This is a genomic window from Selenihalanaerobacter shriftii, assembly GCF_900167185.1.
In the GTDB taxonomy this organism is placed as follows: Bacteria; Bacillota; Halanaerobiia; order Halobacteroidales; family Acetohalobiaceae; genus Selenihalanaerobacter; species Selenihalanaerobacter shriftii.
Window position 1 is genome coordinate 58,034 of the sequence record NZ_FUWM01000006.1, and the last position, 26,782, is coordinate 84,815.

General features: G+C 32.3%; 22 protein-coding genes. All 22 read right to left on the minus strand.

Annotated elements, in window-relative coordinates:
• Window positions 1–6: 6 nt before the first annotated feature.
• The 22 genes from rnr to B5D41_RS03785 all read right to left on the minus strand — a co-directional run bounded on the left by rnr (window position 7) and on the right by B5D41_RS03785 (window position 26,776).
• Window positions 7–2,130 (minus strand): ribonuclease R, encoded by a 2,124-nt coding sequence (rnr, locus tag B5D41_RS03680; protein ID WP_078809258.1) that lies wholly within the window; start codon window positions 2,128–2,130, stop codon window positions 7–9.
• A gap of 120 nt (window positions 2,131–2,250) precedes the next feature.
• Window positions 2,251–2,802: an HDIG domain-containing metalloprotein gene (locus B5D41_RS03685; protein ID WP_078809259.1), complete on the minus strand. Its 552-nt coding sequence runs from the start codon at window positions 2,800–2,802 to the stop codon at window positions 2,251–2,253.
• Window positions 2,803–2,893: 91 nt separating this feature from the next.
• Entirely contained in the window at window positions 2,894–3,292 is a 399-nt protein-coding gene (locus B5D41_RS03690; RefSeq protein WP_078809260.1) for a PaaI family thioesterase, read from the minus strand.
• 73 nt (window positions 3,293–3,365) lie between these two features.
• Complete coding sequence (locus tag B5D41_RS03695) at window positions 3,366–5,201, minus strand: ASKHA domain-containing protein (protein ID WP_078809261.1); 1,836 nt, start codon at window positions 5,199–5,201, stop codon at window positions 3,366–3,368.
• A 201-nt stretch (window positions 5,202–5,402) separates the two neighbouring features.
• Complete coding sequence (locus B5D41_RS03700) at window positions 5,403–7,373, minus strand: sodium-translocating pyrophosphatase (protein ID WP_143555654.1); 1,971 nt, start codon at window positions 7,371–7,373, stop codon at window positions 5,403–5,405.
• A 74-nt stretch (window positions 7,374–7,447) separates the two neighbouring features.
• Complete coding sequence (secG, locus tag B5D41_RS03705) at window positions 7,448–7,669, minus strand: preprotein translocase subunit SecG (RefSeq protein WP_078809262.1); 222 nt, start codon at window positions 7,667–7,669, stop codon at window positions 7,448–7,450.
• Window positions 7,670–7,812: 143 nt separating this feature from the next.
• Window positions 7,813–9,099, minus strand: coding sequence for a phosphopyruvate hydratase (gene eno, locus B5D41_RS03710; RefSeq protein WP_078809263.1), 1,287 nt, complete (start codon window positions 9,097–9,099; stop codon window positions 7,813–7,815).
• Window positions 9,100–9,172: 73 nt separating this feature from the next.
• Window positions 9,173–10,726, minus strand: coding sequence for a 2,3-bisphosphoglycerate-independent phosphoglycerate mutase (gpmI, locus tag B5D41_RS03715; protein ID WP_078809264.1), 1,554 nt, complete (start codon window positions 10,724–10,726; stop codon window positions 9,173–9,175).
• A gap of 14 nt (window positions 10,727–10,740) precedes the next feature.
• Window positions 10,741–11,493 carry a triose-phosphate isomerase gene (gene tpiA / locus B5D41_RS03720; protein ID WP_078809265.1) on the minus strand — a complete coding sequence of 251 codons (753 nt, stop codon included), beginning with the start codon at window positions 11,491–11,493 and terminating at the stop codon, window positions 10,741–10,743.
• A 151-nt stretch (window positions 11,494–11,644) separates the two neighbouring features.
• The gene (locus B5D41_RS03725; RefSeq protein WP_078809266.1) at window positions 11,645–12,829 is read right to left on the minus strand and encodes a phosphoglycerate kinase; all 1,185 of its coding nucleotides are present in this window, start codon (window positions 12,827–12,829) and stop codon (window positions 11,645–11,647) included.
• A 79-nt stretch (window positions 12,830–12,908) separates the two neighbouring features.
• Window positions 12,909–13,904 (minus strand): type I glyceraldehyde-3-phosphate dehydrogenase, encoded by a 996-nt coding sequence (gene gap / locus B5D41_RS03730; RefSeq protein ID WP_078809267.1) that lies wholly within the window; start codon window positions 13,902–13,904, stop codon window positions 12,909–12,911.
• An 87-nt stretch (window positions 13,905–13,991) separates the two neighbouring features.
• Entirely contained in the window at window positions 13,992–15,017 is a 1,026-nt protein-coding gene (locus tag B5D41_RS03735) for a sugar-binding transcriptional regulator (RefSeq protein ID WP_078809268.1), read from the minus strand.
• 388 nt (window positions 15,018–15,405) lie between these two features.
• Complete coding sequence (gene rpoN, locus B5D41_RS03740; RefSeq protein WP_078809269.1) at window positions 15,406–16,794, minus strand: RNA polymerase factor sigma-54; 1,389 nt, start codon at window positions 16,792–16,794, stop codon at window positions 15,406–15,408.
• Window positions 16,795–16,810: 16 nt separating this feature from the next.
• Window positions 16,811–17,764, minus strand: coding sequence for a DNA-binding protein WhiA (gene whiA / locus B5D41_RS03745; RefSeq protein WP_078809270.1), 954 nt, complete (start codon window positions 17,762–17,764; stop codon window positions 16,811–16,813).
• Between the two features lie 6 nt (window positions 17,765–17,770).
• Window positions 17,771–19,120: a gluconeogenesis factor YvcK family protein gene (locus B5D41_RS03750; protein ID WP_078809271.1), complete on the minus strand. Its 1,350-nt coding sequence runs from the start codon at window positions 19,118–19,120 to the stop codon at window positions 17,771–17,773.
• Window positions 19,121–19,132: 12 nt separating this feature from the next.
• Window positions 19,133–20,002 carry an RNase adapter RapZ gene (gene rapZ / locus B5D41_RS03755; RefSeq protein ID WP_078809272.1) on the minus strand — a complete coding sequence of 290 codons (870 nt, stop codon included), beginning with the start codon at window positions 20,000–20,002 and terminating at the stop codon, window positions 19,133–19,135.
• 143 nt (window positions 20,003–20,145) lie between these two features.
• On the minus strand, window positions 20,146–20,889 hold the full coding sequence (locus B5D41_RS03760; RefSeq protein ID WP_078809273.1) for a PHP domain-containing protein: 744 nt from the start codon (window positions 20,887–20,889) through the stop codon (window positions 20,146–20,148).
• A 21-nt stretch (window positions 20,890–20,910) separates the two neighbouring features.
• Window positions 20,911–21,405, minus strand: coding sequence for a hypothetical protein (locus B5D41_RS03765; protein WP_078809274.1), 495 nt, complete (start codon window positions 21,403–21,405; stop codon window positions 20,911–20,913).
• A gap of 199 nt (window positions 21,406–21,604) precedes the next feature.
• Window positions 21,605–22,426, minus strand: coding sequence for a tetratricopeptide repeat protein (locus B5D41_RS03770; protein WP_078809275.1), 822 nt, complete (start codon window positions 22,424–22,426; stop codon window positions 21,605–21,607).
• A gap of 104 nt (window positions 22,427–22,530) precedes the next feature.
• Window positions 22,531–23,268 carry a phosphatase gene (locus B5D41_RS03775; RefSeq protein WP_078809276.1) on the minus strand — a complete coding sequence of 246 codons (738 nt, stop codon included), beginning with the start codon at window positions 23,266–23,268 and terminating at the stop codon, window positions 22,531–22,533.
• A gap of 16 nt (window positions 23,269–23,284) precedes the next feature.
• Entirely contained in the window at window positions 23,285–24,199 is a 915-nt protein-coding gene (locus B5D41_RS03780) for a hypothetical protein (RefSeq protein WP_078809277.1), read from the minus strand.
• A 108-nt stretch (window positions 24,200–24,307) separates the two neighbouring features.
• Window positions 24,308–26,776, minus strand: coding sequence for a sugar phosphate nucleotidyltransferase (locus B5D41_RS03785; RefSeq protein ID WP_078809278.1), 2,469 nt, complete (start codon window positions 26,774–26,776; stop codon window positions 24,308–24,310).
• Window positions 26,777–26,782: the final 6 nt, after the last annotated feature.

A 26,782-nucleotide genomic window follows, 5' to 3' on the forward strand; every position in this document is an offset into this window, starting at 1 on the left:
TATCTTTTATTTGGAAGTTAAGACTAAATCTACTTGCCTATCTGCTAAATTCACTCTATCAACCGCTACTTCTACCTGGTCTCCTAATCGATAAGTATTTCCAGTTCGTTCTCCAATATAGGCTTGCTTATCTTCATGATAAATATAATAATCATCAGTTAAATTACTTACGTGAACTAATCCTTCTATTGAATTTGGCAACTCTACAAAGAAACCAAATGACATCATGCCACTAATAATTCCTTCATATACTTCACCTTCTTTATCTTGCATATACTCAACTTTCTTTAAATCCTTAGACTCCATCTCAGCATCAGAAGCTTTTCGCTCCCTAATAGATGAATGATCAGTGATTTCAGGCAATAGCTCTTCTAATTTCTCACTTCTACTTTGGTTTAACTTACCTTGATTAATTACTTCCTTTATAATTCTGTGAATCATTAAATCAGGATAACGTCTTATAGGTGAAGTAAAGTGAGAATAATATTCACTGGCTAAACCAAAGTGTCCAATATTTTGATCTGCATAATGAGCTTGTTTCATAGACCGAAGTAGAACCGTATTAATCACTTTCTCTTCAGGTTCTCCTTTTACATTTTCTAAAACCATCTGTAATGCTTTAGGATGCGTTTCACTGTCTATTCCTTTTATATGATAACCAAAATTATGGATAAATTCATTTAGTGCTTCTAAATCACTTTGATCCGGATAATCATGAACTCGATAAATAAATGGTACTTCTCGCCAGTACATATCTTCAGCCACTACTTCATTGGTCTTAATCATAAATTCTTCTATTAATTTCTCGGCTATACTTCGTTCTACCTTAATAATATCTATCGGTTTACCATCATCATCTAAAACTAATCTAGTCTCAGGGAAATCAAAATCAATACTACCTTGAATAAATCGGTTTTCTCTCAATTTTAAACATAATTCTTCCATTAATCTTAACTCATCAATAAAATCATCATATTGTTGAATCAACTCTTCATCTTCATTAACTAATATTTCTTTTACTTTATTATAAGTCAAACGATGGTTCACATTAATTATACTTTCTAATATCTCATAATCAGTTAACTCTCCAGTCTCTAGGTCATAATTCATTAAAACAGTCATTGCTAAACGATCCTCACCTGACCGTAGACTACATAGATTATTTGATAGTTTCTCTGGCAACATAGGTATTACCCTATCTACTAAATAAATGCTTGTTGCTCTCCTTCTAGCTTCTTGATCTAAAATATCACTTTCTTTAACATAGTAAGCAACATCCGCAATATGCACCCCTAATTTTACATTTTTATCTCCTATCTTTTCGATAGAAACTGCATCATCATAATCTTTAGCATCATCTCCATCAATAGTTACCATCTTTAAATCTCTTAAATCTCTTCTACGTTTTGCTTCCTGCTGAGGAATTTCTTCAGAGATAGCTGCTACATGCTCCTTTACTTCATTAGGAAACTCTTTAGGGAGGTCTAATTTGCGAATAATTGCTTCAATATCTACTCCTGGTTCTCCTCGATTACCTAAGATTTCAATAATTTTACCTTCAGGATTTCTTCTCTCTTCTGGCCATCTAGTAATCTCCACAACTACCTTCTGACCTTGACTAGCACCATTAGTCTCTTTTTTAGGTACAAAAATATCATAATGAATATGTGAATCATCAGCTACTACAAATCCAAAGTTCTGACTTGCCTCAAAATCACCAACTATTGTCTTATTAGTTCTTTCTAATATTCTGATAATCTCCCCTGATAATCTCTTTCCATTTTCTGTTCCTTTAATTCTAACTATTATTCGATCATTATTCATTGCACCATTTATGTCACCAGCACTTATATAAACATCCTCTTTTTCTATATCATCAGGAATTAAGAATCCAAATCCTTTACTATGTCTTTCTAGTCTCCCTACTACTAAATTCATTTTCTCTGGTATTCCATACCTACCTATTCTAGTCTGAACTATTTCACCATCTTGCTCCATTCGATCTAATATTTTTAAAAACATATCTTCTTCTTGCTGCGATATTTCAAATGCATTCAATAACTCTTCTGCAGTTAATGGCTTATATGCTTTATTATGCATAAAGTTTAAAATTTCATCTTTAGCGCCCATTCCTACCCCTCCTAATTATTAAATTCTTATTTATCAAACATGCTTTAGGCACCCCTTCTTTATAATTTTAGGGTGCCCAATTTATATCTAAATTATACCACCTAGTTCTATTTCAAAAAATTACAATCCTAATTCATCACTTTTAGATTGCATTCCCACCAATACTAATTCAATAAAGTCATCTAAATCTAGATCTAATTCATTACAAGCTTTAATCTGCTCACGATTTGCACCTCTAGCAAAAGAAGTTTCATCAAATCTATTCATTACAAAGTCCACATCAACAACATCTAATTTCTTTTCTGGATGAATTAAAGTAGACGCCACAATAAGTCCTGTTAATGGATCAACTGCATAAAGAGCTTTATCCATTTCGCTTTTTCGTGGTAAATCATGAGCTTCATTGTGCACCTTTACAGCATAAACTATCTCATCGGATAGTCCTAACTCTTCTAACATTTTAGCGCCTATTATACTATGTTTATTAGGCTCATCTTTTGTTTCCTCATAATCAATATCATGCAAAAGACCAGCCAATCCCCACTTTTTCACATCTTTATCAAAATGTTTTGCTAATTCCTCCATACCTGCTTCTACAGCAATAGAATGTTTTATAAGATTTTTATTATTTAGATTTTCTTTTAATTTCTGTAATGCTTCATTCCTCTTCATTGACACTCCCTCCTATATATAGTGTCAGTGATCAGTGTCGATGTCAATGGTCAGTGTCGGTATCAGTGACAGTATTAGTATCTAGTCTTTGTTATTTGCCATCTATCCTCATAAAGACTGCCTCAGCTTCAGCAACCTTCTGCCCTTCTTGATTAATTATCTTAGCTGCTGTATTTATAGTCCGTTTCTTTTCTCTTTCTATCCAACCAGTAATAGTTAATTCTTGGCCAATCTCTACTGGTTTTCTAAATTTAGTTTCCATTTTAGCAGTTACAGCCTTAACACCTTGTAAATAAAGCATATTTGCCATTATTTCATCCAAAAGGGTAGAAACTAATCCACCATGCATAATGCCATCAAAACCTTGGTGTACTTCCTCAGGGGTGAATTTGCTTTCTATGATGTCATCATTTAATTCAAACTCTAATTTTAATCCAATAGGGTTTTTAGGTCCACATGCAAAACACATCTCTTCCCCCTGTCTTTCCATAATAATTCCTCCTAGACTTACCTACTCTTCATAATTTAATTCTATGTTAAAATAAAATCTCCTTTTTCAAGGCTTACTCAAATTTTTCAAATGACATTGAACTCATAAATTCATTCTGAAAATCCTGCCTACCGGATAATTCTAAGTAATCCACTTTTTCAGCTATTTCTTTAGCTATCTTCCGTTTTTCTTGGCTCAATATAGCAGCCTTTGCTCCACTACCAGCAGCATTACCGATTCCCTTAATTTTAATTTCAGGTGAAGTCGGTAATACACCAATGGTAACTGCATCTTGTGGCTGAATATAATTACCAAAACCACCCGCAATTAAAACTTCAGAAATATCTTTGCTCTCTACTCCTAATTCACTCATAAGTATCTTAATTCCTGCTTTAATAGCACCTTGAGCTAATTGAATAGCTCTAATATCCTTTTGACTAATAGTTACTGGCTCTCCATTAGCAGCTTCTTTTGCATTAACTAAAATTATTTTTCTATTATTCCCTTCTTCAATAATTGCATCTTTAATTACCTGTGGTACTGAATCATCCATCTCTTCAACTGATAATACCTTACCTGTTTTATTAATAATACCTTTCTTTAATAACTCAGCTAATAATGAAATAATCCCAGAACCACAAATACCTTTAGCCGGCTGATTTCCAATTACACTAATCTCTAGTTCATCATTTATTCTGACTTCTTCTATGGCACCTTCTACACCGTTCATACCAAATTCAATTTCTGCACCTTCAAAAGCTGGACCAGCAGCTGCTGCACAGGCTATCATCCTGTCTTGATTACCTAATACAATCTCGCTATTTGTTCCAAGATCAACCAATAACTTAAGGTCTGAGCTTTGATCTATTCTAGTAGTGAGTAACCCAGCTACTATATCTGAACCTACATAACTAGCAACATTAGGTAAATATGTAACAGAAGCATTTTGACCTAAATCAATCCCCAATTTATTAGCAGGCACCATTTGAGGCTCATTAATTACAGAAACATATGGAGATTTAGCCACATTATCTGCCTTTAATCCCAATAATAGATGATTCATAATTGTATTCCCAACAAAAACCAGCTCATATATCCTCTCTTTCTCAATCTGATATTTATCAATTAATTCAACGATAATTTGATTAATTACTTTAATTATTCTATCTTGAAGATCATTTCTACCTGTCTCTCCTTGAATAGCATGATTAACTCTAGATATAGCATCACTACCATAATCACTTTGACGATTAGCCATAGCTACTTTTCCTACTTGCTCTCCAGTAGTTAAATCCAATAAGTATCCAACTACAGTAGTCGTTCCAATATCAAATGCTAAACCATAATTAAAATCTGTAGTATCACTAGGTTCTATCCCAATTGCCTGTCCATTCCGTCTAACTACAGTAATATTATACTCAGCATTACGAAGAATATCAGGTAGTTTATTCAATATATCTAGATTAACCTTTAACTCTTCATCAAACTCACGATTAATTCGTGTCCAATCTGAAGCTTGATCTTCTAAAGTAGGCTCCTCTAATTCTAAATAATCTTTTTGAATTAATGGTTCTAAATGTAGCTCGTCTTCATCACCCTCATCTAGTATTCGTAAAGTAGACCTGCCCTCACTTATTAATTCAACTTCAATATCTCCCTCTATAGTAGTTAAACATGCTAGCCTAATCCCTCGTTCTAACTCTAATTTAGATAACAAATCTCTTTCTTTAATTTTCACATCTGAAACTTCACCCTTAACCTTCACTTTACATTTTCCACAGACTCCATTTCCTCCACAATTAGCATCTACTTCTATATCATTTTTTTGCAAAAAACTTAATAAATTATCACTAAATTCAGCCTTTAAATTTAAATCTTCTTCTAAACCTATGATTTTTACTTCTATCACTAATTATTCCTCCTTTACCAGTCTATTATTATTAAATTTCTGTCTTTAATATCATTTTCCTTTGTATAATTTAGTTATTCACATATATTTAATAAATCAAAAAATAAAAAAACCTTCTGACCGAATCTAAAATTGGTCAGAAGGTTTTTTATTAACATATATTCTGATTTAATTATATTCTTAGTTATCATCTATTGTAAATTATACAAATAAAGGTGCAAATACTAATGACACAATAGTCATTAACTTAATTAAAATATTTAAAGAAGGTCCAGAAGTATCCTTAAATGGATCACCTACTGTATCTCCTACAACTGTAGCATCATGTGTCTCAGTACCTTTACCTCCAAAATTACCACTTTCAACATACTTTTTAGCGTTATCCCAAGCTCCACCGGCATTAGACATCATAATCGCCATCAATACACCAGAGGATAAAGCACCAGCTAATAAACCACCTAGAGCTGCAGCGCTCCATAATCCAATAACTATCGGTGTAATAACTGCCATAGCACCTGGTAATAACATTTCTCTTAAAGCAGCAGCAGTACTAATATCTACACATTTAGCATATTCTGGTCTACTTTCACCTTCCATGATTCCTGGAATATCTCTAAATTGCCGTCTAATCTCTTCAATCATTTCAAAAGCTGCTTTTCCTACAGCCTCCATAGTAATTGCTGAGAATAAAAACGGTAACGCAGCACCAATAAAGAGACCAATAATTACATTTGGATTAGTTAAAGCAATAGTCTCTAAATTAGCTGCTTCAGTAAATGCTGAGAATAAAGCTAATGATGTTAAAGCCGCAGACCCGATAGCAAAACCTTTACCTATAGCTGCAGTAGTATTCCCAACAGCATCTAATTGATCTGTAATCTCTCTAACTTCAGGTTCTAGCTCTGCCATTTCTGCAATTCCACCAGCATTATCAGCAATTGGTCCATAAGCATCAACTGCTAATGTAATACCAGTAGTTGATAACATTCCAACAGCAGCTAAAGCAATTCCATATAATCCACCTAAGTTAAAAGCTATATAAATCGCAATTGAAATTACAATAATAGGTAAAGTAGTACTTCTCATACCAACAGCTAAACCACTAATAATATTAGTAGCTACACCAGTCTGTGATTGATCAGCAATATGTTGAACCGGTGGCTTATGATCGGAAGTATAATATTCAGTAATTCGACCGATAATAATTCCAGCTAATAATCCAGCCAAAATCGCCCAGAAATAATTTAAATCTCCAAGTAAATAATTAACTAATATATAAGTGCTAACTAAAGTTAAACCTGCTGCAACTAAAGTTCCTCTTTCTAATACAGCACCTAAATTAACTTCATCTTTAGCTTTAACAAATCGCGTTCCAATAATAGCAGCAACAATACCAATAGCAGCAATAAACATCGGTAATAAAACAAAATTAACTCCAATCTCTGGCATCTTTTCTGCTAATCCAGCACCTAATGCCATAGCTGCCACAATAGAACCTACATATGACTCAAATAGGTCAGCGCCCATCCCTGCTACATCACCAACATTATCACCAACATTATCAGCGATTACACCAGGGTTACGAGGGTCATCCTCTGGAATTCCTGCTTCTACTTTACCAACTAAATCCGCTCCTACATCAGCAGCTTTTGTATAAATCCCACCACCAACACGAGCAAATAAAGCAATAGAACTAGCACCAAAGGCAAATCCTCTTATATACTCTACATTACCATTAAATAATATGTATAGTCCACCTAATCCTAAAAGACCTAAACCAACAACCGACATTCCCATAACTGCTCCACCAGAAAAAGCGATTTGTAACGCTTCATTCATTCCACTACGAGCAGCATTAGTAGTTCTAGAGTTTGCTCTAGTAGCAATCTGCATTCCAAAATAACCAGCTAAAGCTGAAAAAACTGCCCCTGTAACAAAAGCAATGGCAGTAGGAATATTAAGAAAAATTCCAATAATAATTGCTACAACTACTACAAAAATAGATAAATTCCTATACTCTGTACTTAAAAACGCCATAGCCCCTTCATTGATAGCTATAGTTAACTCTTCCATTCTTTCTGTCCCCATATCCGCTTTGCTAACCTTACTTCTAAGTGCAAATGCAAAAATTAATGCTATAATTCCAGCAAGCGGTATTGCATAAATCCCCACAACATATTCCTCCTTCTTTTCTATTAAATTCTATTATATTATTATACCCCTAAATAAATTAGGGGATTAAAAACTTATAAAGCAGCTAATAGTAATGAAGTTAGCATAAATAAAACTGCCGCTACAGTAGTTAGCTTACTTAACTTTTCATTTAATGCTTTATTTTCATTTCCAAAAAGTGAAGAAGCACCACCAGAAATCGCTCCAGAAAGTCCTGCACTTTTACCTGACTGTAAAAGAACTCCAGCAATTACACCGATAGACATTATAATATGAATTATCTTTAAAAATAGCACCCTTTTCTACACCTCCTAAGAAATTTACCATTATTAATTTTAACACACTTCTATGGAAAAGACAACAAAAAATTAAAATTTGATTACAATTAATGGTTAAAAAATAAAAATAGGGCTTAAACAGCCCTATTTTTATTTTGAAATTATAAATTATAAAAAGCATCAATTCCTTTATAATAACCTATTGTCCCTAATTCTTCTTCAATTCTTAACAATTGATTATATTTAGCTACTCTGTCAGTCCTCGATGGAGCTCCAGTCTTAATTTGGCCAGCATTGGTAGCAACTACTAAATCAGAAATAGTAGTATCTTCTGTTTCTCCTGAACGATGCGAAACTACTACGGTAAATCCGGCCTTCTTAGCCATCTCAATAGCTTCTAAAGTCTCAGTAACAGTACCAATTTGATTTACCTTAATTAAGATAGAGTTACTTGCACCCATCTCAATTCCTTTAGCTAATCTTTCTGTATTAGTTACAAAAAGGTCATCTCCAACAATTTGAACCTGGTCTCCTAATTTTTCAGTCATCTGCTGCCAACCCTTCCAGTCATCTTCAGCTAATCCATCTTCAATTGAGATAATTGGATACTTATCTACTAATTCTGAATAAAAAGCAACCATCTCTTCAGATGTCTTCTCTACACCTTCACCGGCTAAGATATACTTTTCATCCTGATAAATTTCAGTGGCAGCTACATCAAGAGCAAAATTAATATCTTCACCTGGAACATACCCAGCAGATTCTACAGCTTCTACAATTACTTCTAGTGCTTCTTCATTAGAGCTTAAATTCGGAGCAAAACCACCTTCATCACCTACAGCAGTATTTAAATCTCTCTCTTGTAAAACATTCTTTAAATTATGGAATATTTCTGCTCCCATTCTCAAGGCTTGGTAGAATGTATTAGCGCCAACCGGCATAATCATAAATTCTTGTATATCTACATTATTATCTGCGTGTTCTCCACCATTTAATATATTCATCATAGGTACTGGTAGTTCCTTAGCATTTACTCCACCAATATAACTATATAATGGTAAGTTTAAAGCATGAGCTGCTGCTTTAGCTACTGCTAATGAAACTCCCAAAATAGCATTAGCGCCTAAATCCCCCTTATTTTCAGTTCCATCTAATTCAATCATAATTTCATCTATTTCTACCTGTCTAGTTGCATCCATTCCAACTAATTCCGGAGCAATTACTTCATTTACATTATTAACTGCTTGCCTAACTCCTTTTCCTAAATACCTATCTTCATCCCCATCTCTTAATTCTACTGCTTCATAAGCACCAGTAGATGCTCCTGATGGCACTGCAGCTCTACCCATGGCACCGCTACTTAATATCACCTCTACCTCAACAGTAGGGTTACCTCTTGAATCAAGAATTTCTCTAGCATAAACATCTTCAATAGCAGTATAAAACATATTCATTTCCTCCTCTTTTTAATTGTATAATCTTTTAGTTTTTAATGATCTAATTATTTAAGAATTTTAATTGTCAATTATCAATTCTAAATAATGGGTTTCCAGTCATCTCTTTAGGCTGTTCAATATTTAGTATTTCCAACATGGTAGGGGCTATATCTGCTAAAGTTCCTTCATTAGCTATTTTAATATCCTGTTCAGTTTGAGTAACATAGATACATGGTACCTTATTATTAGTATGAGCAGTATATAAATCTTTAGTTTCATAATCGAGCATCTGCTCTGCATTACCATGGTCAGCTGTAATTAAAAGCTCCCCTCCCATATCCAAAATCTTATCTACAACTTGTGGTAAAGTTTTATCGACAGCTTCTACAGCAGCTTTACAAGCATCTAAGTCTCCAGTATGTCCTACCATATCTGGGTTAGCGAAATTCATAATCACTACATCATAATTATTATTCTCTAATCTATCAAATAATCTATTAACCACTTCATAAATGCTCATTTCAGGCTTTTCATCATAAGTAGCTATCTTTGGTGAAGGAATTAATTCTCTGTCTTCACCTGAATTAGGTTTCTCTTTACCTCCATTAAAAAAGAAAGTAACATGAGCATATTTTTCAGTTTCAGCAATCCGTAACTGTTTTAAATCATTCTTACCTAAAATTTCTCCTAGAGTATTGATAATAGTCTCTGGAGGATAAGCTACTGGAGCATCAATTGTCTCATCATACTCCGTCATACAGACAAATTGCACCTTAGGTGCTTCTGGCTTACGTTCAAAACCATGAAAAGCTGAATCAGTAAAAGTACGAGTGATTTGTCGAGCTCTATCAGCTCTAAAATTATAAAAAATTACTGAATCATTCTCATTTACTTTAGCAACAGGATTATTATCTTTAACTATTACAGTTGGTAAAACAAATTCATCTGTATTCTCATCTTGATAAGATTGCTCTACAGCTTCCAATGCACTTTCTGCTGTAATTCCTTCACCAAAAGCCATAGCATTATAAGCTTTTTCTATTCTATCCCATCTTTCATCTCGATCCATTGTATAATATCTACCACTAACTGTTGCTATCTCTCCTACACCTATTTCTTCTATCTTCTTCTCAAGCTCCTTAATATAGCCCTTAGCACTCTTTGGAGGCACATCTCGACCATCCAATATAGCATGAATATATACTTCTTCTATTTCATTCTTTTGAGCTAATTCTAATAATCCATAAAGATGTTCAATATGACTATGAACACCACCATCTGATAATAACCCTAATAAATGAAGGGCTGAATCATTCCATTTACAGTTCTTAATTACTTCTAAAATAACATTATTCTTAAAAAATGATCCATCTTCAATCGCTAAACTAATCTTAGTTAAATCTTGATATACAATTCGACCTGCCCCTAAATTCAAATGACCTACTTCTGAATTACCCATCTGTCCCTCGGGTAACCCTACTGCTTTCCCCGAAGACTCCAAAACTGTATTAGGATATTTATCTAAAAGTTTTTCGAAATTATTTGTATTAGCTTGTTTAATTGCATTACCTTTCTCCTTTTCATTAAGCCCCCAACCATCTAAGACAACCAAGGCAAAAGGTTTGGGTACCGATGTCACATAAATTACCTCCCTTAACTACTAAACTTAGCTATTTCAGCAAAAGATTGAGCTTCTAAACTGGCACTACCCACTAAGGCACCATCAATATCTGAAGTCTCCATGAATTCAGCAATATTATGAGGCTTAACACTACCTCCATACTGAATTCTCATCTGATCAGCTACATCACCAAACTCATTACTTAAAACATTTCTAATATATTTAATTACTTCGTTTGCATCTTCAGCAGTTGCAGACTCACCAGTTCCAATTGCCCAAATAGGTTCATAAGCAATAGTGATTATTGCTAAATTATTACTATCTACATCACTTAACGCATTCAAAACCTGACTCTTAACTTTTTCTTTTGTTTCACCTGCTTCTTTTTCTTCTAAAGTCTCACCAACACAAATAATTGGCTTAATCTCGTGTTTTAAAGCAGCTTTTACTTTTTTATTCACTTCTTCATCCGTTTCTTCAAAATACTCTCTTCTTTCAGAATGGCCAAGGGTCACATACTCACACCCAACATCTTTAAGCATTAATGGAGAAATCTCACCAGTATATGCCCCTTCTTCTTTCCAAAACATATTTTCAGCACCTAAAGCTACATTAGTATTATCAACTAATTCATTGATTGTGGATAATGCTGTAGCTGGTGCACAAATAGCTATATCTACATCATCTACTCCTTGCACTAAGTTTACTAATTCCCTTACCATCTCTGCCGCTTCACTATTCGTTTTATGCATCTTCCAATTACCTGCTATAAATGGTCTTCGCATAATTACTCTCCTCCCAATTCCTCTTAATCTATATTTATATATAGAACTTACTTACTATAAATCAATCTTGATTTTCATATGACTGGCTGCGTATATATTCATTATTATATTTCTTATTAAAAGATTACTATACTTTGAGTTATCTTTGTACTTATTTGTTATCTAGGGCTTCGACTGCCTGCAAAGGTTTACCTTCCATAAACTGTAGAGAAGCTCCTCCACCAGTGGAGATATGAGTCATATCATCAGCTAAACCAGCTTTTTTAACTGCTGCTGCTGAATCTCCACCACCGATAATAGTTATGGCATCAGATTCGGCTAATGCTTCAGCAATTTCAAAAGTCCCTTTAGCAAAAGTAGCCATTTCAAATACTCCCATTGGCCCGTTCCAGACTATAGTCTTAGCATCTTTAATTACATCTTTAAAGTCATTCACTGTCTCTGGTCCAATATCTAGTGCCTGCCATTTATCTTCAATCTGCTTAACAGAAACTACTTTATGTTCTGCATCAGCAGCAAAGTCATCAGCAATTACTACATCCTTTGGTATTAACAGTTTTACCCCTTTTTCTTTAGCTTTATCAATTAATTTTTTAGCTAAATCTATTTTTTCTTCCTCTAATAAGGAATCTCCTATTTCATAGCCTTGAGCTGCAATGAAAGTATTAGCCATACCTCCACCAATCAATAAGGCATCAACTTTCTCAATTAAAGTCTCAATAACTCCTATCTTATCAGAAACTTTAACACCACCCATAATTGCTACAAATGGTTCTTCAGGATCCTGAATAGCGTCACCCATAGTCTCTAATTCTTTCTGAATTAAAAAACCCATCACTGCTTCATCTGTATATTCAGCTACACCAGCTGTAGAAGCATGTGCTCTATGAGTCGCTCCAAAAGCATCATTAACATATAAATCAGCTAATTCCCCTAACTTCTTCGCGAAGTCAGAGTCATTTTGTTTCTCTCCTGGATTAAAGCGAGTATTCTCTAATAGAACTACATCTCCTGTTTCTATTTCATTAATAGCTTTTTCAACTTCAGCTCCTACTGTTTCATCAGTTTTAAATACTGTTTTATTTAATAAATTAGCTAACCTCTTAGCTACCGGGTCTAACCTTAATTCTTCTTTTACTTCTCCCCCTGGTCTACCTAAATGAGCCATTAAGATTACTTTAGCTTCTTCATTTATTAAATATTCGATTGTAGGTAAAGCAGCTTTAATTCTAGTGTCATCTGTTACTTCCCCATCTTCCATAGGCACATTAAAATCAACTCTAACTAGTACGCGTTTATCTTTAACATTTACATCCTTTAGAATTTTTTTCTGCATATTAAACAACACCTCCATTTTTAAAATATAACCGCAAAGGTAGTTTTAATCTTACTAACTTTGCGGTTTATTTTATATATTATAATCTAAGTGCTAAGTCTATTACTCGATTAGAATATCCCCATTCATTATCATACCAAGATAAAACTTTAACTTGATTACCGGCAACCATCATCGTAGATTGAGCATCAATTAATGATGAGTAAGGAGAACCAATAATATCACGTGACACTACTTCATCTTCTGTATAACCAAGTACTCCTTCCATCTCTCCTTCAGATGCCTCTTTAAAGGCTGCATTTACTTCTTCTACTGTTACATCAGTTGATAAATTAAAGACTCCATCAACTATAGAACCATCTGGTACTGGAACTCTCATAGCCATACCATCAATCTTTCCTTCTAGCTCCGGTAAAACCTTAGTAGTAGCAATTGCAGCTCCAGTAGTCGTTGGAATAATATTCTCAGCTGCAGCTCGACCTCTACGAGTCTTCTTCATTGGAGCATCTAGTATAGCTTGACTAGCCGTGTAACCATGTACAGTAGTAAGCAATCCTTTCTCAATACCAAACTTATCATTCAATACTTTAGCCATTGGTGCTAAGCAGTTAGTTGTACATGATGCATTAGAAACAATCTTATCTGAATCCTTTAATTCATCGTCATTAACTCCTAATACAATTGTATTATCTATTTCATCTTTAGCCGGTACAGTTAAGATAACCTTATTAGCACCAGCATCTAAATGTTTCTGTAACAGAGCACGTTTGCGGAAGACTCCTGTAGCTTCAATTACAATATCTATATTTTTTTCATCCCAAGCTAGATTAGCAGGGTCTTTTTTTGAAGTAACTTCAATCTCTGTTCCATTTACTTTAATACCATTAGCAGTGGCTTCTACTTCTCCATCAAATCTTCCATGTACAGAGTCATATTTAAGTAAATAAGCTAAAGTCTCTGCATCTGTTAAATCATTAATAGCCACAACCTCAAGGTCATCATCTCTTTTTTGAATAATTCTAAACACATTTCGACCAATTCTACCAAAACCATTAATCGCTAATCTCTTTGTCATAATTATTTCCTCCTTATTATTTATCTTAAAATTTAGTTCTAACCTTTAATTTTAAAATCAAACCAATTTATTAAATAAATTGGTTCATCACCCCCTCAATAAAGTTAACATTCTTTCACCAGCATGCTGATCAGTGATCAAAACATCTTGATATTTATTGGAAACAACAGCAATGATTGCTTCGGCCTTCTCTTTTCCACCTGCCACAGCAATAGTTTTCTCTATCTTTGCTAACTCATCCAACTGTAGTCCTACACTGGTAGTTGAATAAATTATATCTACTTCTTGATTAAAGTAATAACCAAAAGCTTCTCCTACTGCCCCATCATTTAATATCTGATTCATTTTCTTTGAATTAACCTGACGCCTTTTAGCCATTAATTCAGCTGTTCCAATACCATGAATTAATATATCAGCATTCTTGACTAAATTTAGTACTCTTTTAATTTGACTCTCTTTAGTAAGTGTCTCCAATAAATCTTTATTTAAATTATCAGGAACATGCAAAAGATGGTATTTACCATTTATCTTTTTGGCTATCTTAGCTGCAATAGTATTTGCTTGGATCTCTACTTCTTCTCCTAAACCGCCTCGTCCCGGAACTACAACTACATCTGTTAACTCTTTTTTAGTTAACATTAAATCCGCCACTATGGCTAAAGTAGTTCCTCCTGTTACAGCTAATGTATATTCATCTTTTAAATTTTGTTGCAAAAATTCAGCAGTAAATTTTCCCAATTCTCTTTGTGTTTCAATATTATTTAACCCACTAGGAACAACATATACTTCTTTTAAACCTAACTCTTCTTTCAATCCTAACTCTAATTCATCTAAACCTCGTAAAACCTTAATATATCTATTCAATTGATAAAAAAGCTTCTCGCCAGCTTCAGTTATTTTAGCACCAGCACTGGTGGCATCAATGTATCGCTGATCTTTTAAGAAGTTCAAGTTATTCCTAACTCTACGTTCACTCATCTCTAATTTTTCAGCTAAAGATCTTCTCCCAATAGGCTGTAAATAAAAGATGGTTCGAAGTATATTATATCTTCTTTCTACTATTTTTATTAGTTCTGGTGCAATTTTTTGTTGAATTTTAATAAGTTCTTTCATAAATTATATTCATACCTCCAGGGTCATAATTGTACCCATTGAGACAAAATTGTCCCATGTTTATTATACATTAACCTTTATATAATTAATATCATATGGATTATTCATTAATTATATTTATTCTAAATAATTTTTTTATAAATTTAAATCAAATTCGTATCAACTTTTATCTATAATAAACTAATTTCAACTTAACTCACAATTATTGGGACAACTATGTACCCATTACACCAAAAATGTCCCAATAATTTTAAAGCAAAACTTGAACCATTTAAATAATTCTATATTATCTTGTAATCTCCTGCAAAACAAACTAAATTTTTATTAAATTCATAATTAAAAAGTCAATATATTTCTAATATTAGAAATATATTGACTGGATATCTGGTTACTCATATCTCTTGCGCTTAGTAGAAGATGAAATACCTAATTCATTGCGATATTTAGCTACAGTTCGCCGTGAAACTTCTGCACCTAAATCAGTTAATCTATCTGCTATTTTCTGATCACTTAATGGTTTAGTTACATCTTCATTAGTAACTATTTCCTCTATCATTTTTTTAATACTAACTGATGATAGTGACCTTCCATTCTTAGCTTTAATCCCTGACGAAAAGAAAAACTTTAGCTCAAATAAACCATGAGGAGTTTGAATATATTTTTGAGTAGTAGCTCTACTAACAGTTGATTCATGCATATCAATTTCATCAGCTACATCTTGCATCGTCAGTGGTCTTAAATATTTAAAACCTTTTTCTAAAAATTCTTGTTGTAATTCAGCTATAACTTTGGCAATACGATAAATAGTCATTCTTCTTTGTTCAATACTCTTAATTAACCACAAAGCTGAATCTATCTTTTCTTTCAGATAATCTTTAGCTTCAGTATCTGATTTGAATTTTTTTAATAATTTCTGATAATAGGCGCTAATACGCAAATTAGATGTAGTACTCTGATTCATAGTTACTATATATTCACCACTAACTTTTTCTAATATTAAATCTGGTTCAATATATTTAGTATCGCCTTCTTTTTCAAATTGCTTAGCCGGACATGGATTTAAAGTTTTAATTAAATCCACTAATTCCTGACTATGTTGAGGAGTAATACTTAACTTTTTGGCTAATTTCTTAACTTTATTTTTACTTAATAATTCAAAATAATCATCAATTATTTCTTTAATCAATCCTTTATCTTTTCCTAAAGTTAAAACCTCACTCTGAATATTTAATGAATCTTGTAAATCTCTTGCTGCTATCCCTACAGGATCAAACTGCTGAATCTCATTTAAAATAGCTACAACCTTTTTTCTATCTACCTGTAATTCATTAGCTAATTTATCTACTGATACATCTAAAAAGCCATTACTATCTAAAGAACCAATGATATATTCACCAATTTTTCTTTCCTTAGGAGTTAATCTTAACATCTGTAATTGATTGCTTAAATGTTCTTCTAAAGTTAATGAAGCTGAAATGAAATTTTCATAATTATACTCGTCTTCATCCTGATTATAGTAATTAGAATAATCTGAACTTGAATCCACAAAATAATCTTCCCAATCTAAATCTTCAAATTCATCTTCTGGTTCTTCTACCTCTGCTTCTTCCATACCATCTTCAGCCAACTCTAACACTGGATTCTCTAATAATTCCTTTTCTAAACGATTATTTAATTCAAGTCTAGACAGTTGCAATAACTCAATAGCCTGTTGCAACTTAGGAGTCATAACTAATTCTTGTTTTTGTTCCATAGAAATTGTTGGAGCTAACTTCACAACTATCAACTCCTTTTCAATTTAGCAATGATCTATTTTCTTTAATCTTATCAGCTAATTTATCAATACGCCTTAATCGATGATTAACTCCTGATTTACTTAAGGTTGGCTTTAATAGTTGTCCTAGTTCTTTAAAACTAATATAAGGGTTATCTAACCTTAATTTAGCGATTTCCTGTAAGCTAGGAGATAATGAATCTAGCCCTTTAATATTTTCAATTAATTTAATATTCTCAACCTGTCGCCTGGCCGCTTCCACTGTCTTATTTAAATTAGCAGTCTCACAATTAACAATCCGATTAACTTGATTTCTAACCTCTTTTAAGACTCTAGTATTCTCAAATTCTAACAGAGCCGAATGAGCACCAATAATATTTAAAAACTTTACAATTTCTTCTGAACTCTTTAAATAAAGCAGATAGTCATCCTTCCTTGTCCTAATCTTAAACTTTAGCTCAAACTCTTCTTTAACAATTTCAACAAATTTTTGGGCATAATCATAATTGTGTATCCAAATTTCTAAATGATAACTACTACCTGGATCATTCAAAGAACCTCCTCCTAAAAACGTTCCTCTAATATAAGCTCTTTGACAGCATCGCTTACTAATTAGATGTTGAGGAATATCGTAATCTAATTCATAATTATCTTTAATTAAACCACAATTAATTAATAATTCCTTAACACCATTTTGAGGAGGTAACTTAATAATATAATAATTATCCTTCTTAAGATACATTGCCTTTCTAACCATTATTTTAGTTAAAAAATTAAATCTATTCTTAAGCAGTCTGTATATTTTCCGTGCTACTGCTGCTTGTTGAGAGACTATCTTTAAAGCTAATCTTTTTCTAACAATCTCTAAAGAACCATCTAATCTTATTAATGCTGCTAACTCTGCCCAACCACAACAGTCATTTTCAATATCAATTCTAGCTACTTCATTCTTAACCTGCTCACTAAATGACATCTCTTATCACCTATCTTTTTTGAACTTATTACGTAAATATAGATCAATTAATGAACCTTGTTCTATATTTTGCTTTAATCGAATAATTAATTTAACAATTACTTCTGCTAATTTATGGGGATTATGTCTAACTAAATTATCTTTATTAAGCAAAGGAGCTTGCACAACATTAACCCCTAACTCTTCTAAACGCTCAAAATCTATGTCTACCGGTTCAGCACCTTCTTCTTGATATTTAGTTAATAAATCTGATGAAATTTTTTCATTATTAACCAAAACATAATCCAATATACCTTTCCCAGCATGATCATACAAAGCTTGAACATGATCTCCTACAGTATAACCCGTAGTTTCTCCTGGTTGAGTCATTATATTACAATTATATATTTTTAAAGCATCTGACTCTTTAATAGCCCCACTTAGCTCAGAAACTAATAAGTTTGGAATCACACTAGTATAAAGACTACCAGGCCCCAAAACAATAGCATCTGCTTCTTTAATAGATTTAATTACTTCTGGCAACGAGTTACAGTCATCAGGTTTTAAGAAGACACGTTTAATCTCTTTATCAACTTCTGGAATCTTTGATTCTCCCTTGACTATACTTCCATCTTTAGTTTCAGCACATAGAGTTACATCCTCTAAAGTCGATGGTAATACCCGCCCCTTAATTGCTAAAACTTTACTTGATTCTTTAATCGCTTCTTCAAAATCTCCAATTACTTTTGTCATTGTAGCTATAAATAGATTACCAAAGCTATGTCCACTTAATTCTTGTCCAGTATCGAATCTATACTGAAATAATTTTTCCATTAAAACCTCAGTATTTGCTAATGCCACTAAACAATTTCGAATATCACCAGGAGGTAAGATATCTAGCTCATCACGTAAAATCCCAGAACTCCCTCCGTCATCAGCTACAGTTACTACTGCTGTAATATTGCTAGTAAATTCTTTGATTCCCCTTAACATAGTTGGCAAACCTGTCCCTCCACCTATTACTACAATATTAGGACCTTTATTTAAATGTCTTTGTTGATAAATTAGCTCTACTAATTCCTCTTCATTCCCAGGCAATAAGGCCTCAATAATTGAATTGATCATCTTACTAATTCCATAAATAACACAAAAAATCCCTGAAATAATAACTGTTAAACCAACAATCTTATTAAGCCAATCAGAAAAATGACCAGTAAGATTATAAATAAAAGTCACCAATTTACCTTCAAGCAAACTCAAAAGATCAAAACCTAAAGTAACGGTAACTCCTATACTAATCAATAAAATACCTATAACTGCTAATAATAACCACCGTTTTATCTTTAAACCTGGATACAACCATTTGAAAACTCTCATAATTGTCATCCCCTAAATATCTTTATCAATATCTCGATGTTCTATAATTACATGATATTGTTTATTCTTTAAAAAATCTGATAATTTATTAGTAAACGTCACTGACCTATGTTTTCCACCGGTACAACCAATAGCGATCGCTAAATGAGTCTTCCCCTCTTTAATATATTGAGGAACTAAAAAGTCTATTAAATCAAAGAATTTATCTTTAAAACTTTTAGCAACAGGCCATTTTAATATATAATCTTGAACTTCCTTATCATTGCCGGTCAAAGCACGCAATGATTTAACATAATGGGGATTAGGAAGGAAACGAACATCAAACATTAAATCTGAATCCATTGGCATTCCATATTTAAAACCAAATGAAATTATTGAAATATTGATTTTATCATTTAATTCTATACGGGTAAAATTAGCTTTTAATTCCTTTTTTAATTCTTTAATAGTCAACTGTGAAGTATCAATAATCTTATCTGCACTACCACGTAACCTTTCTAATTTCTCTCTTTCTAATTTTATAGCATCTAAAATCCTACCTTCTTCAGCTAAAGGATGTCTACGTCTAGTCTCCTTAAATCTACGAATTAAAGCATCAGTCGATGCTTCTAAAAACAGAATTTGATAATCTATTGACTCTTCTTCTAAAGCAGCTAATTCCTCAAATAAAGCATTAAAGAAATCTCTGCCTCTAATATCTATTACTAAAGCTATCTTGTCTACTTTCCCTTCAGATTGCAAACATAACTCAGCAAACTTAGAAATTAGAGCCGGAGGTAAGTTATCGACACAAAAGAAACCCAAATCTTCAAATATTCTAATTGTTTCAGTTTTACCTGCTCCTGACATTCCGGTAATAATTACAAACTCTATATTTTTCATACTATCACCTCATATAAATCATATCACCTTTGTTGCCCATTAGCAAATTTCATGCCATGTAAAAATATAGCATTAACATCTAACTACTATTAGTAATTCTGTAAGCCATGAAATTCCTCCTCCTTTTAAGAAGAATTCTACTGTTAAACTACATTGATTACCTGGTTTAAATCAATATTTGTTTCTTTTAATAATTTTAAAGCAGAACTGACTTCCCCAATTTCAGTTGACTTATGAGCATCACTATTTACTACAAACTTAACTCCTGTTTTAGCTGCTGCATTTATAAAGTCCGTAGTTAGTTGTTGATGACTATTATTTATTTCTAAAAGGGTATCATTCTTTTGACAAATCTTAGCTAATTCAATAGTATCAATATCTAATTGAAAGCCAGGATGAGTGATTATATCTATATCATATTTTTCAACAGCATTAATTAAGGCTTGAGTATTATAATATCTAATTTCTTCCTTAGAAACTAAACCTAATCTATAATTAATCATATTATCAAAAATAAGTCTCTTACCTGTCTTCAAATCTTGAGGTTTAATCCAAAGATGTAGACCTGCCAAAACTATATCTAATTCTTCTAAAACAAAATTTGGGATATCTAAATCACCATCTAAGCTAACTATATTAGCTTCTACACCAGCCAAGATATTTAACTCTTTAACCTCCCGGTTATAATTTGAAACTTCATTTTTTATTTCTAATAATTGAAGAGCATCTTTGACTCCTAATTTAGTTAAACTTTGACTAGCAGGACCATGTTCGGTAATTGCTAACTCTTCTAATCCTTTTTCTAAAGCTTGTTGAATATTATTGCTAATCAACCCAGTCCCATGCCCATAATTAGTATGAGTATGATAATCTGCTAATAATCGCAATTAACCAGACACTCCTTATGCTCATTTTTTAGCTCCAGTTCTAACCCAATACTCAATAATATTAATTTCATCTGTATTTATATATTTTCTCATTGAATTATCATCTTGAATAGAAATTACTAATTTACTTTCTTTAGGTTTACCTGGTTTCACAAATCTCATAATTTCTTGATAATTACTAAATTTGTTTTCTTCACCTACTGTCGATTCATTCTTATGACAATTAATACAATCCTCTTGCAAGATAGGTTTAATATCTGCTTGATAAGTAGGCTTTTGTTTACGATTATCCAACTCTGCATCTGAGCCTAAATCTTGTACTTCGTCTACTTCATCTACTGATTTTTCAGTCATATCATTTAACTTTTCTGGGCCAGCAGGATCACTAAATTCATCAGTCTGAGGCACTTCTTGTCTAGGTTGATCCTCTTGACCTGGCACTTTATCCTGTGATGAACATCCAACAATAGTAATCACTAAAAAGGCTGCTAATAAAATGCTTAATAACTTCCTCATAAATCTCACCTTCCATTTCATTAGTGTCAGTTATCAATATCAGTGTCAGTGAAACTCGGTAGAAACTGATTCCTGCCACTGACTACTTATTAATCTTTCCTAAACGGAAGGTGGTTATACTGGCTTAAAATTAAAATAGTAAGACATAAAAAAACCTACAATTATGATAATTGTAGGTTTAATAATTTAAATTTAATTACTACATGCTTTTTAATTTATTTAAAATCTCTCTTGCTTTAGTAAAGTTAGCCTTTAAATGTAAGGTCTTCTCTAAACTATCCTTAGCTTGCTCTACTCTATTTAATTCCATATAAGCATAAGCTAACTTAAAATGACTCATATAATAAGTAGGATTTATCTTAGTTGCTTTCTTATAGGATTTTAATCCTAATATTTTTTGTCCTGTATCCATATACAAATCCCCTAATCCTAAATAAGCCCTAACATAAGTAGGATTAAGCTGAATTGCCTCTTTTAAATATTTTTCAGCTTTATGGTTTTTGCCCAATTTACGATATGTAGCTCCTAAATAATAACTACTAGGATATACTCCTTTATAATCTTTTACAACATTTTCTAAATATTCAAGGGCTTTTTCATAATTGCCCTGCTTATAATTAACAATACCTAGTTTTTGATCAGTGATAAAATGCGAAGTTAATCCATCGGCTATTATATATTCCGTGATAGCAGCCTCATAATTATCATTACTTAAATAAAGGTCTCCTAAACTAATATGGTTAGCTGCTAAGCTGCCATCTAAAGACAAAGCTTTCCGATAATACTTAATAGCATTATCTATATTCCCCTCTTCTTTAGCAATTAATCCTAAATTACTATAAGCCTCTATTTTATCACCAGGGGATTTTAATGCTCCTTTGAAACGTGTTTTAGCCTTTGTTAATTTTCCTTGATTATAGTATGTTAATCCGGCTTTAATATCACTACCTACTGCTAATGCTACTGAAGTCAATGAGACTACTAAAAACGATATAATCAATAACTGCGATAATTTTTTCATAATTCTCACTCCTCGTATAATATAATTGTTAATTGATCCACTCTTTATCTACTAACTTCTACATATTATTATTAACTCCTGCAAAACTAAAAAATTATATCTCTCTAGTCAATTAAACCTTCTTTTATCTTTAATTTTCGTTTGATAAAAGTATTTACTTTCTTTAAAGAGGTATTTAATATATCATTTTCATTTAAACCTGATTTTTGAGCTAATTCAATAGCTTTATCAACTCTTCCTACATCTTTAGAAAAATGAGCATCACTATTAATAACTACTTTTAATCCAACTTTTTTAGCTTGAGCAGCTATCTCTAAACAGTTCTCATAACTCCCTTTTCGACTTTTACGAAAAGAACTATTGTTAATTTCTAAGACTACATCATGCTCTAAAGCTTCTTTAATTACCTCTTGAACATCAACTATAAACTGAGGATTTCCAGGATGAACTATTATATCTACTAATGGGTTTTGAATAGCCCCAATCATTGCCTTAGTATTTTCAAGCTTACTACCACCATCATACCCTGTCAAAAGATGCATTCCCGCCAATACAATATCTAATCTCTCCAAAGCATCAGATGGTAAATCAAGAGTACCATAAATATCAGTAATATTTGTTTCTACACCTTTTAAAACTCTAACACCTTCTATTTCATCTGGTAAAATTTTTAAATTATAAAAATAATAAGGATGACCAGCCCCTGGCATACAAGGCCCATGATCAGTAGTTCCTAAAACTTGAATCCCATTCTCCTTTGCTCCAGCTGCCATCTCTTCTAAAGTACTATATGCATGTCCACATGCAATAGTATGAGTATGTAAATCAGCTATAATTTCCATCTAATCACCACCTATACTATAATATTAATCCTGCTTTTCCTAGCATAACTCCTATAATTAGTATTAAAAAGTATAACTCAAATTGAGTAATACTAAATATTGATAATAATAAAGTTGAAAAAGAAAGAAACATCTCTGACCAAAGTACTAATTTCAACTGAGTATTTACTAATGGCCCAGTTACTTCTGTTATGAAAGGAACAATAGCAATTATTAAAGTACTTATAATTAATCGTAAAGTATATCTCTCATATACCCTCTTATTTGATAATAAGTAAGAAGATATCCAAATAACTAAAAATACAATTGGTACCCATGTAGTGATATATTGGGATAGTAATAAAGTTATTAATAATGCTAAAAAATATGTAAGCTTATCTTTGCCTCTTGTTTCATGAGGAATGATGATTTGTGCTAAAATAGCTCCTAAACCCAAGCTAGGTAACAATCCACCAGCCCTAGCCAGTTTATCTAAAAACTGAGCTGGAATAATCCCTAATAAATTTCTTAAAATCGGAACAAAATTCATTAAAGTTAATATAAATATAAAGATCCCTACTTCAATCAACCACTGATTGACATCCGATTTTAAATTATTTATTATCTCTTGTAATAGATAACTAATTATTAAAGCCAATGTTAAATTAATAAATAGACTAATATTATTAGTAATTAACGTTAATACAGTTGCTAATATAGCAACTGTATTAACGTATTTTAATCCAAAACTATTATTAAATAGGTTACTACCCCATATTAATTCTAAAAGAAGGCCTATATTAACTCCGGCTGATAAATTTCCTAATAATAAACCGCCTAATGGTGCAACTATAATAGGATGAAGCAAATACTTGAATTTTCCTTTTAAATTTCTTTCTAATAAATTAATTAAGCTAATTACCAGACTTAAACTAAATAATTTTACAATCACTTTCAACCCCTTACTTAAAAACTAATAACTTTTCATTTACCTATTAATCTGTTTTGAATTAATTCTATAAAGACTTGAAAAGTCCTTCTTAAAAATTTTTAGATAAATTTATTGTAACTGAATTTCATTAATCATACTTGTATATTCATCATTTAATGCTGTAGCTCTTTTAATAGTATCTGCTTCTGTATAAACGTGAAATATAGGGTCTTCAGAATCAGGCAATATTAAAGTCCAACCATCATCATGATAGACCTTAACACCATCTATTAATTCTATATTCTCTTCAGGGGTCTGCTCAATTAAACTACGCATTACCTTTCCTTTGTCTTCCCAAGGACACTCTATTGCTTCTTTTGTTCTATGAAATTCAGGAATTGCATCAATTAATTCAGATAATTTCACCTCTTCTTTAGCTAAAAATTCTAAGACCTTAACTAAAAATAGTAACCCATCCCCAACTATCGGCAAGGAATCTATATTTTTACCATTCGATAAATCATACTCTAACATCTTCATTAATAATTCTTTATCTTGGGCTTTAGTCCAAGTCACTTCTGCACCATATTCTTTTGCTATATCCTCAATAATTCCAGGTGCTGTTATAGGGATAAATATTTTTTTAGCTCCATTTTCTAAATCAATCACAGATCTTATTACTTCATTAAATTCTTGACTAATTAACTCTCCTCTATCTGTAACTAAAGTAACCTCTCCACCACTATGATCTAAAATAAACCCTAAGGCTATATTTTCATCTTCAAACATATTTAAAATCAAATCCTGTTTTTGTAATCTTTCATTAAAACTTAATGGTCTTGACCGCTCAGATTCATAATTTGTCTTGACTAAACTACAGTTTATTTTTGAAGCTAGTGGTGTTAAAATATCATCTAAATTATCTTGATCATAATCAGCTACTATCCTATACTCTTGTCCTTTAATCAAGTTAGTATTTACTATATTATATAAACGATCTAAATATAAGTCTACCATCTGTGGAATGATATCCACTTCACCTACAGCATCCAGATCTGCTCGTTGAAAATCCTCTCTAAAAAAGACTTTTTCAATTCCTTTTTCTTCATCTCGAGATATATTTACTCCATATTCATTTAAAAACTCAATTACAGTATTTTGAGGGTCCTTTTGACATGCTCGAACATGAATACCTCCTTCAGCTTCTAAAATTCTATCACTATATCTTGCTACTGGATTAGGCATTTCACCTATATCCCATACTCTAATTCCAGCCGACATTAAACCAGTAGCTACAGCTTGTTTAAGCATTTTAGACATATCATAAGTATCCGAGCTGACAGTAATTATAGTTTCATCATCTAACATAGCTCCATATGCAGTACCTAATTTAGCAGCAAATTCAGGAGTTACTTCAATATTACTAATTCCTACTACTCCCTGATTGCCAAATAGTGTTCGTGACCATTCAGTCTCCCACACCAAACTCTTATTTAAAATAGTCGAGTCAGCCAATTCTTTATATGGCCAAACTTTAACATTAGGTTTAACCTTAGCTTTTTTACCTATAGTTGTTCCATCTCCAATTGCTGTTCCTTCAAACAAAGAAACATGATCTTTAAGATTAACATTATCACAGGTAACTGTTCCCCTTAGTTCAGACTTTTGATCAATAAAAGAGTTATTCCAAATAATACTCTTTTTAATCGAAGTATTATCCTTGATAATGTTATTATCACCAATTATAGATTCTTGTAAATGAACCCCATTCTTAATCTTGCAATTCTCTCCTATATAAAGCGGTCCGGTTAACTCTACATCATTGGACATTTCAGTTCCTTCTCCTACCCAAACCTGATTTTGAATCTGCTTGCCTGGTATATCAACTTCTACCTTACCTGCAATAATATCATAATGAGTCTGTCGATACTGATGTAAATTACCTATATCACACCAATATTTATCTGTTACATAACCATACATTGGTTCATTAGCAGCCAACAATTGTGGGAATAAATCTTGACTAAAATCAAATTTTATTCCTTTTTCATAATAACTAAATATATGAGGATCTAAAATATAGATTCCAGTATTAACTGTATCACTAAATACTTCTCCCCAACTAGGCTTTTCTAAAAATTGAATTATCTCTCCCTCTGCACTAATCATAACTACTCCATATTCTAAAGGAATATCCTCTTGGGTTAAAACTAAAGTAGCTACTGAACTCTTATTCTGATGATAATTGATAGCCTTAGTCAAGTCTGCATCAGTCAAAGCATCTCCACTGATTACTATAAAGGGTTCGTCTAAAAATTCTTCAGCATTTTTAACACTGCCTGCAGTACCTAAAGGACTATCTTCTATATAGTAATGTAAATTAACACCTAATTCTGAACCATCACCAAAATAATCCTCAATCACCTGTGGTAAATAAAAAGTAGTCACCGCTATATCTCTAATCTGGTGACGTTTTAATAACTCAATTATATGTTCCATAACCGGTTTATTCATAATCGGCACCATAGGCTTAGGACAATCACACGTTAATGGTCTTAATCTGGTTCCTTTTCCTCCTGCCATAATTACTGCTTTCACATAAAT

Coding starts and splice junctions, on each gene's coding strand:
- rapZ (WP_078809272.1), bottom strand. CDS start 20,002: ATGAAAAATATAGAGTTTGTAATTATTACCGGAATGTCAGGAGCAGGT.
- tpiA (WP_078809265.1), bottom strand. CDS start 11,493: ATGCGAAGACCATTTATAGCAGGTAATTGGAAGATGCATAAAACGAAT.
- gap (WP_078809267.1), bottom strand. CDS start 13,904: ATGACAAAGAGATTAGCGATTAATGGTTTTGGTAGAATTGGTCGAAAT.
- B5D41_RS03735 (WP_078809268.1), bottom strand. CDS start 15,017: ATGAAAGAACTTATTAAAATTCAACAAAAAATTGCACCAGAACTAATA.
- eno (WP_078809263.1), bottom strand. CDS start 9,099: ATGTTTTATACTGCTATTGAAGATGTTTATGCTAGAGAAATTCTTGAT.
- B5D41_RS03750 (WP_078809271.1), bottom strand. CDS start 19,120: ATGAGAGTTTTCAAATGGTTGTATCCAGGTTTAAAGATAAAACGGTGG.
- B5D41_RS03690 (WP_078809260.1), bottom strand. CDS start 3,292: ATGGAAAGACAGGGGGAAGAGATGTGTTTTGCATGTGGACCTAAAAAC.
- B5D41_RS03775 (WP_078809276.1), bottom strand. CDS start 23,268: ATGGAAATTATAGCTGATTTACATACTCATACTATTGCATGTGGACAT.
- rnr (WP_078809258.1), bottom strand. CDS start 2,130: ATGGGCGCTAAAGATGAAATTTTAAACTTTATGCATAATAAAGCATAT.
- whiA (WP_078809270.1), bottom strand. CDS start 17,764: ATGTCATTTAGTGAGCAGGTTAAGAATGAAGTAGCTAGAATTGATATT.
- B5D41_RS03765 (WP_078809274.1), bottom strand. CDS start 21,405: ATGAGGAAGTTATTAAGCATTTTATTAGCAGCCTTTTTAGTGATTACT.
- B5D41_RS03725 (WP_078809266.1), bottom strand. CDS start 12,829: ATGCAGAAAAAAATTCTAAAGGATGTAAATGTTAAAGATAAACGCGTA.
- B5D41_RS03770 (WP_078809275.1), bottom strand. CDS start 22,426: ATGAAAAAATTATCGCAGTTATTGATTATATCGTTTTTAGTAGTCTCA.
- B5D41_RS03685 (WP_078809259.1), bottom strand. CDS start 2,802: ATGAAGAGGAATGAAGCATTACAGAAATTAAAAGAAAATCTAAATAAT.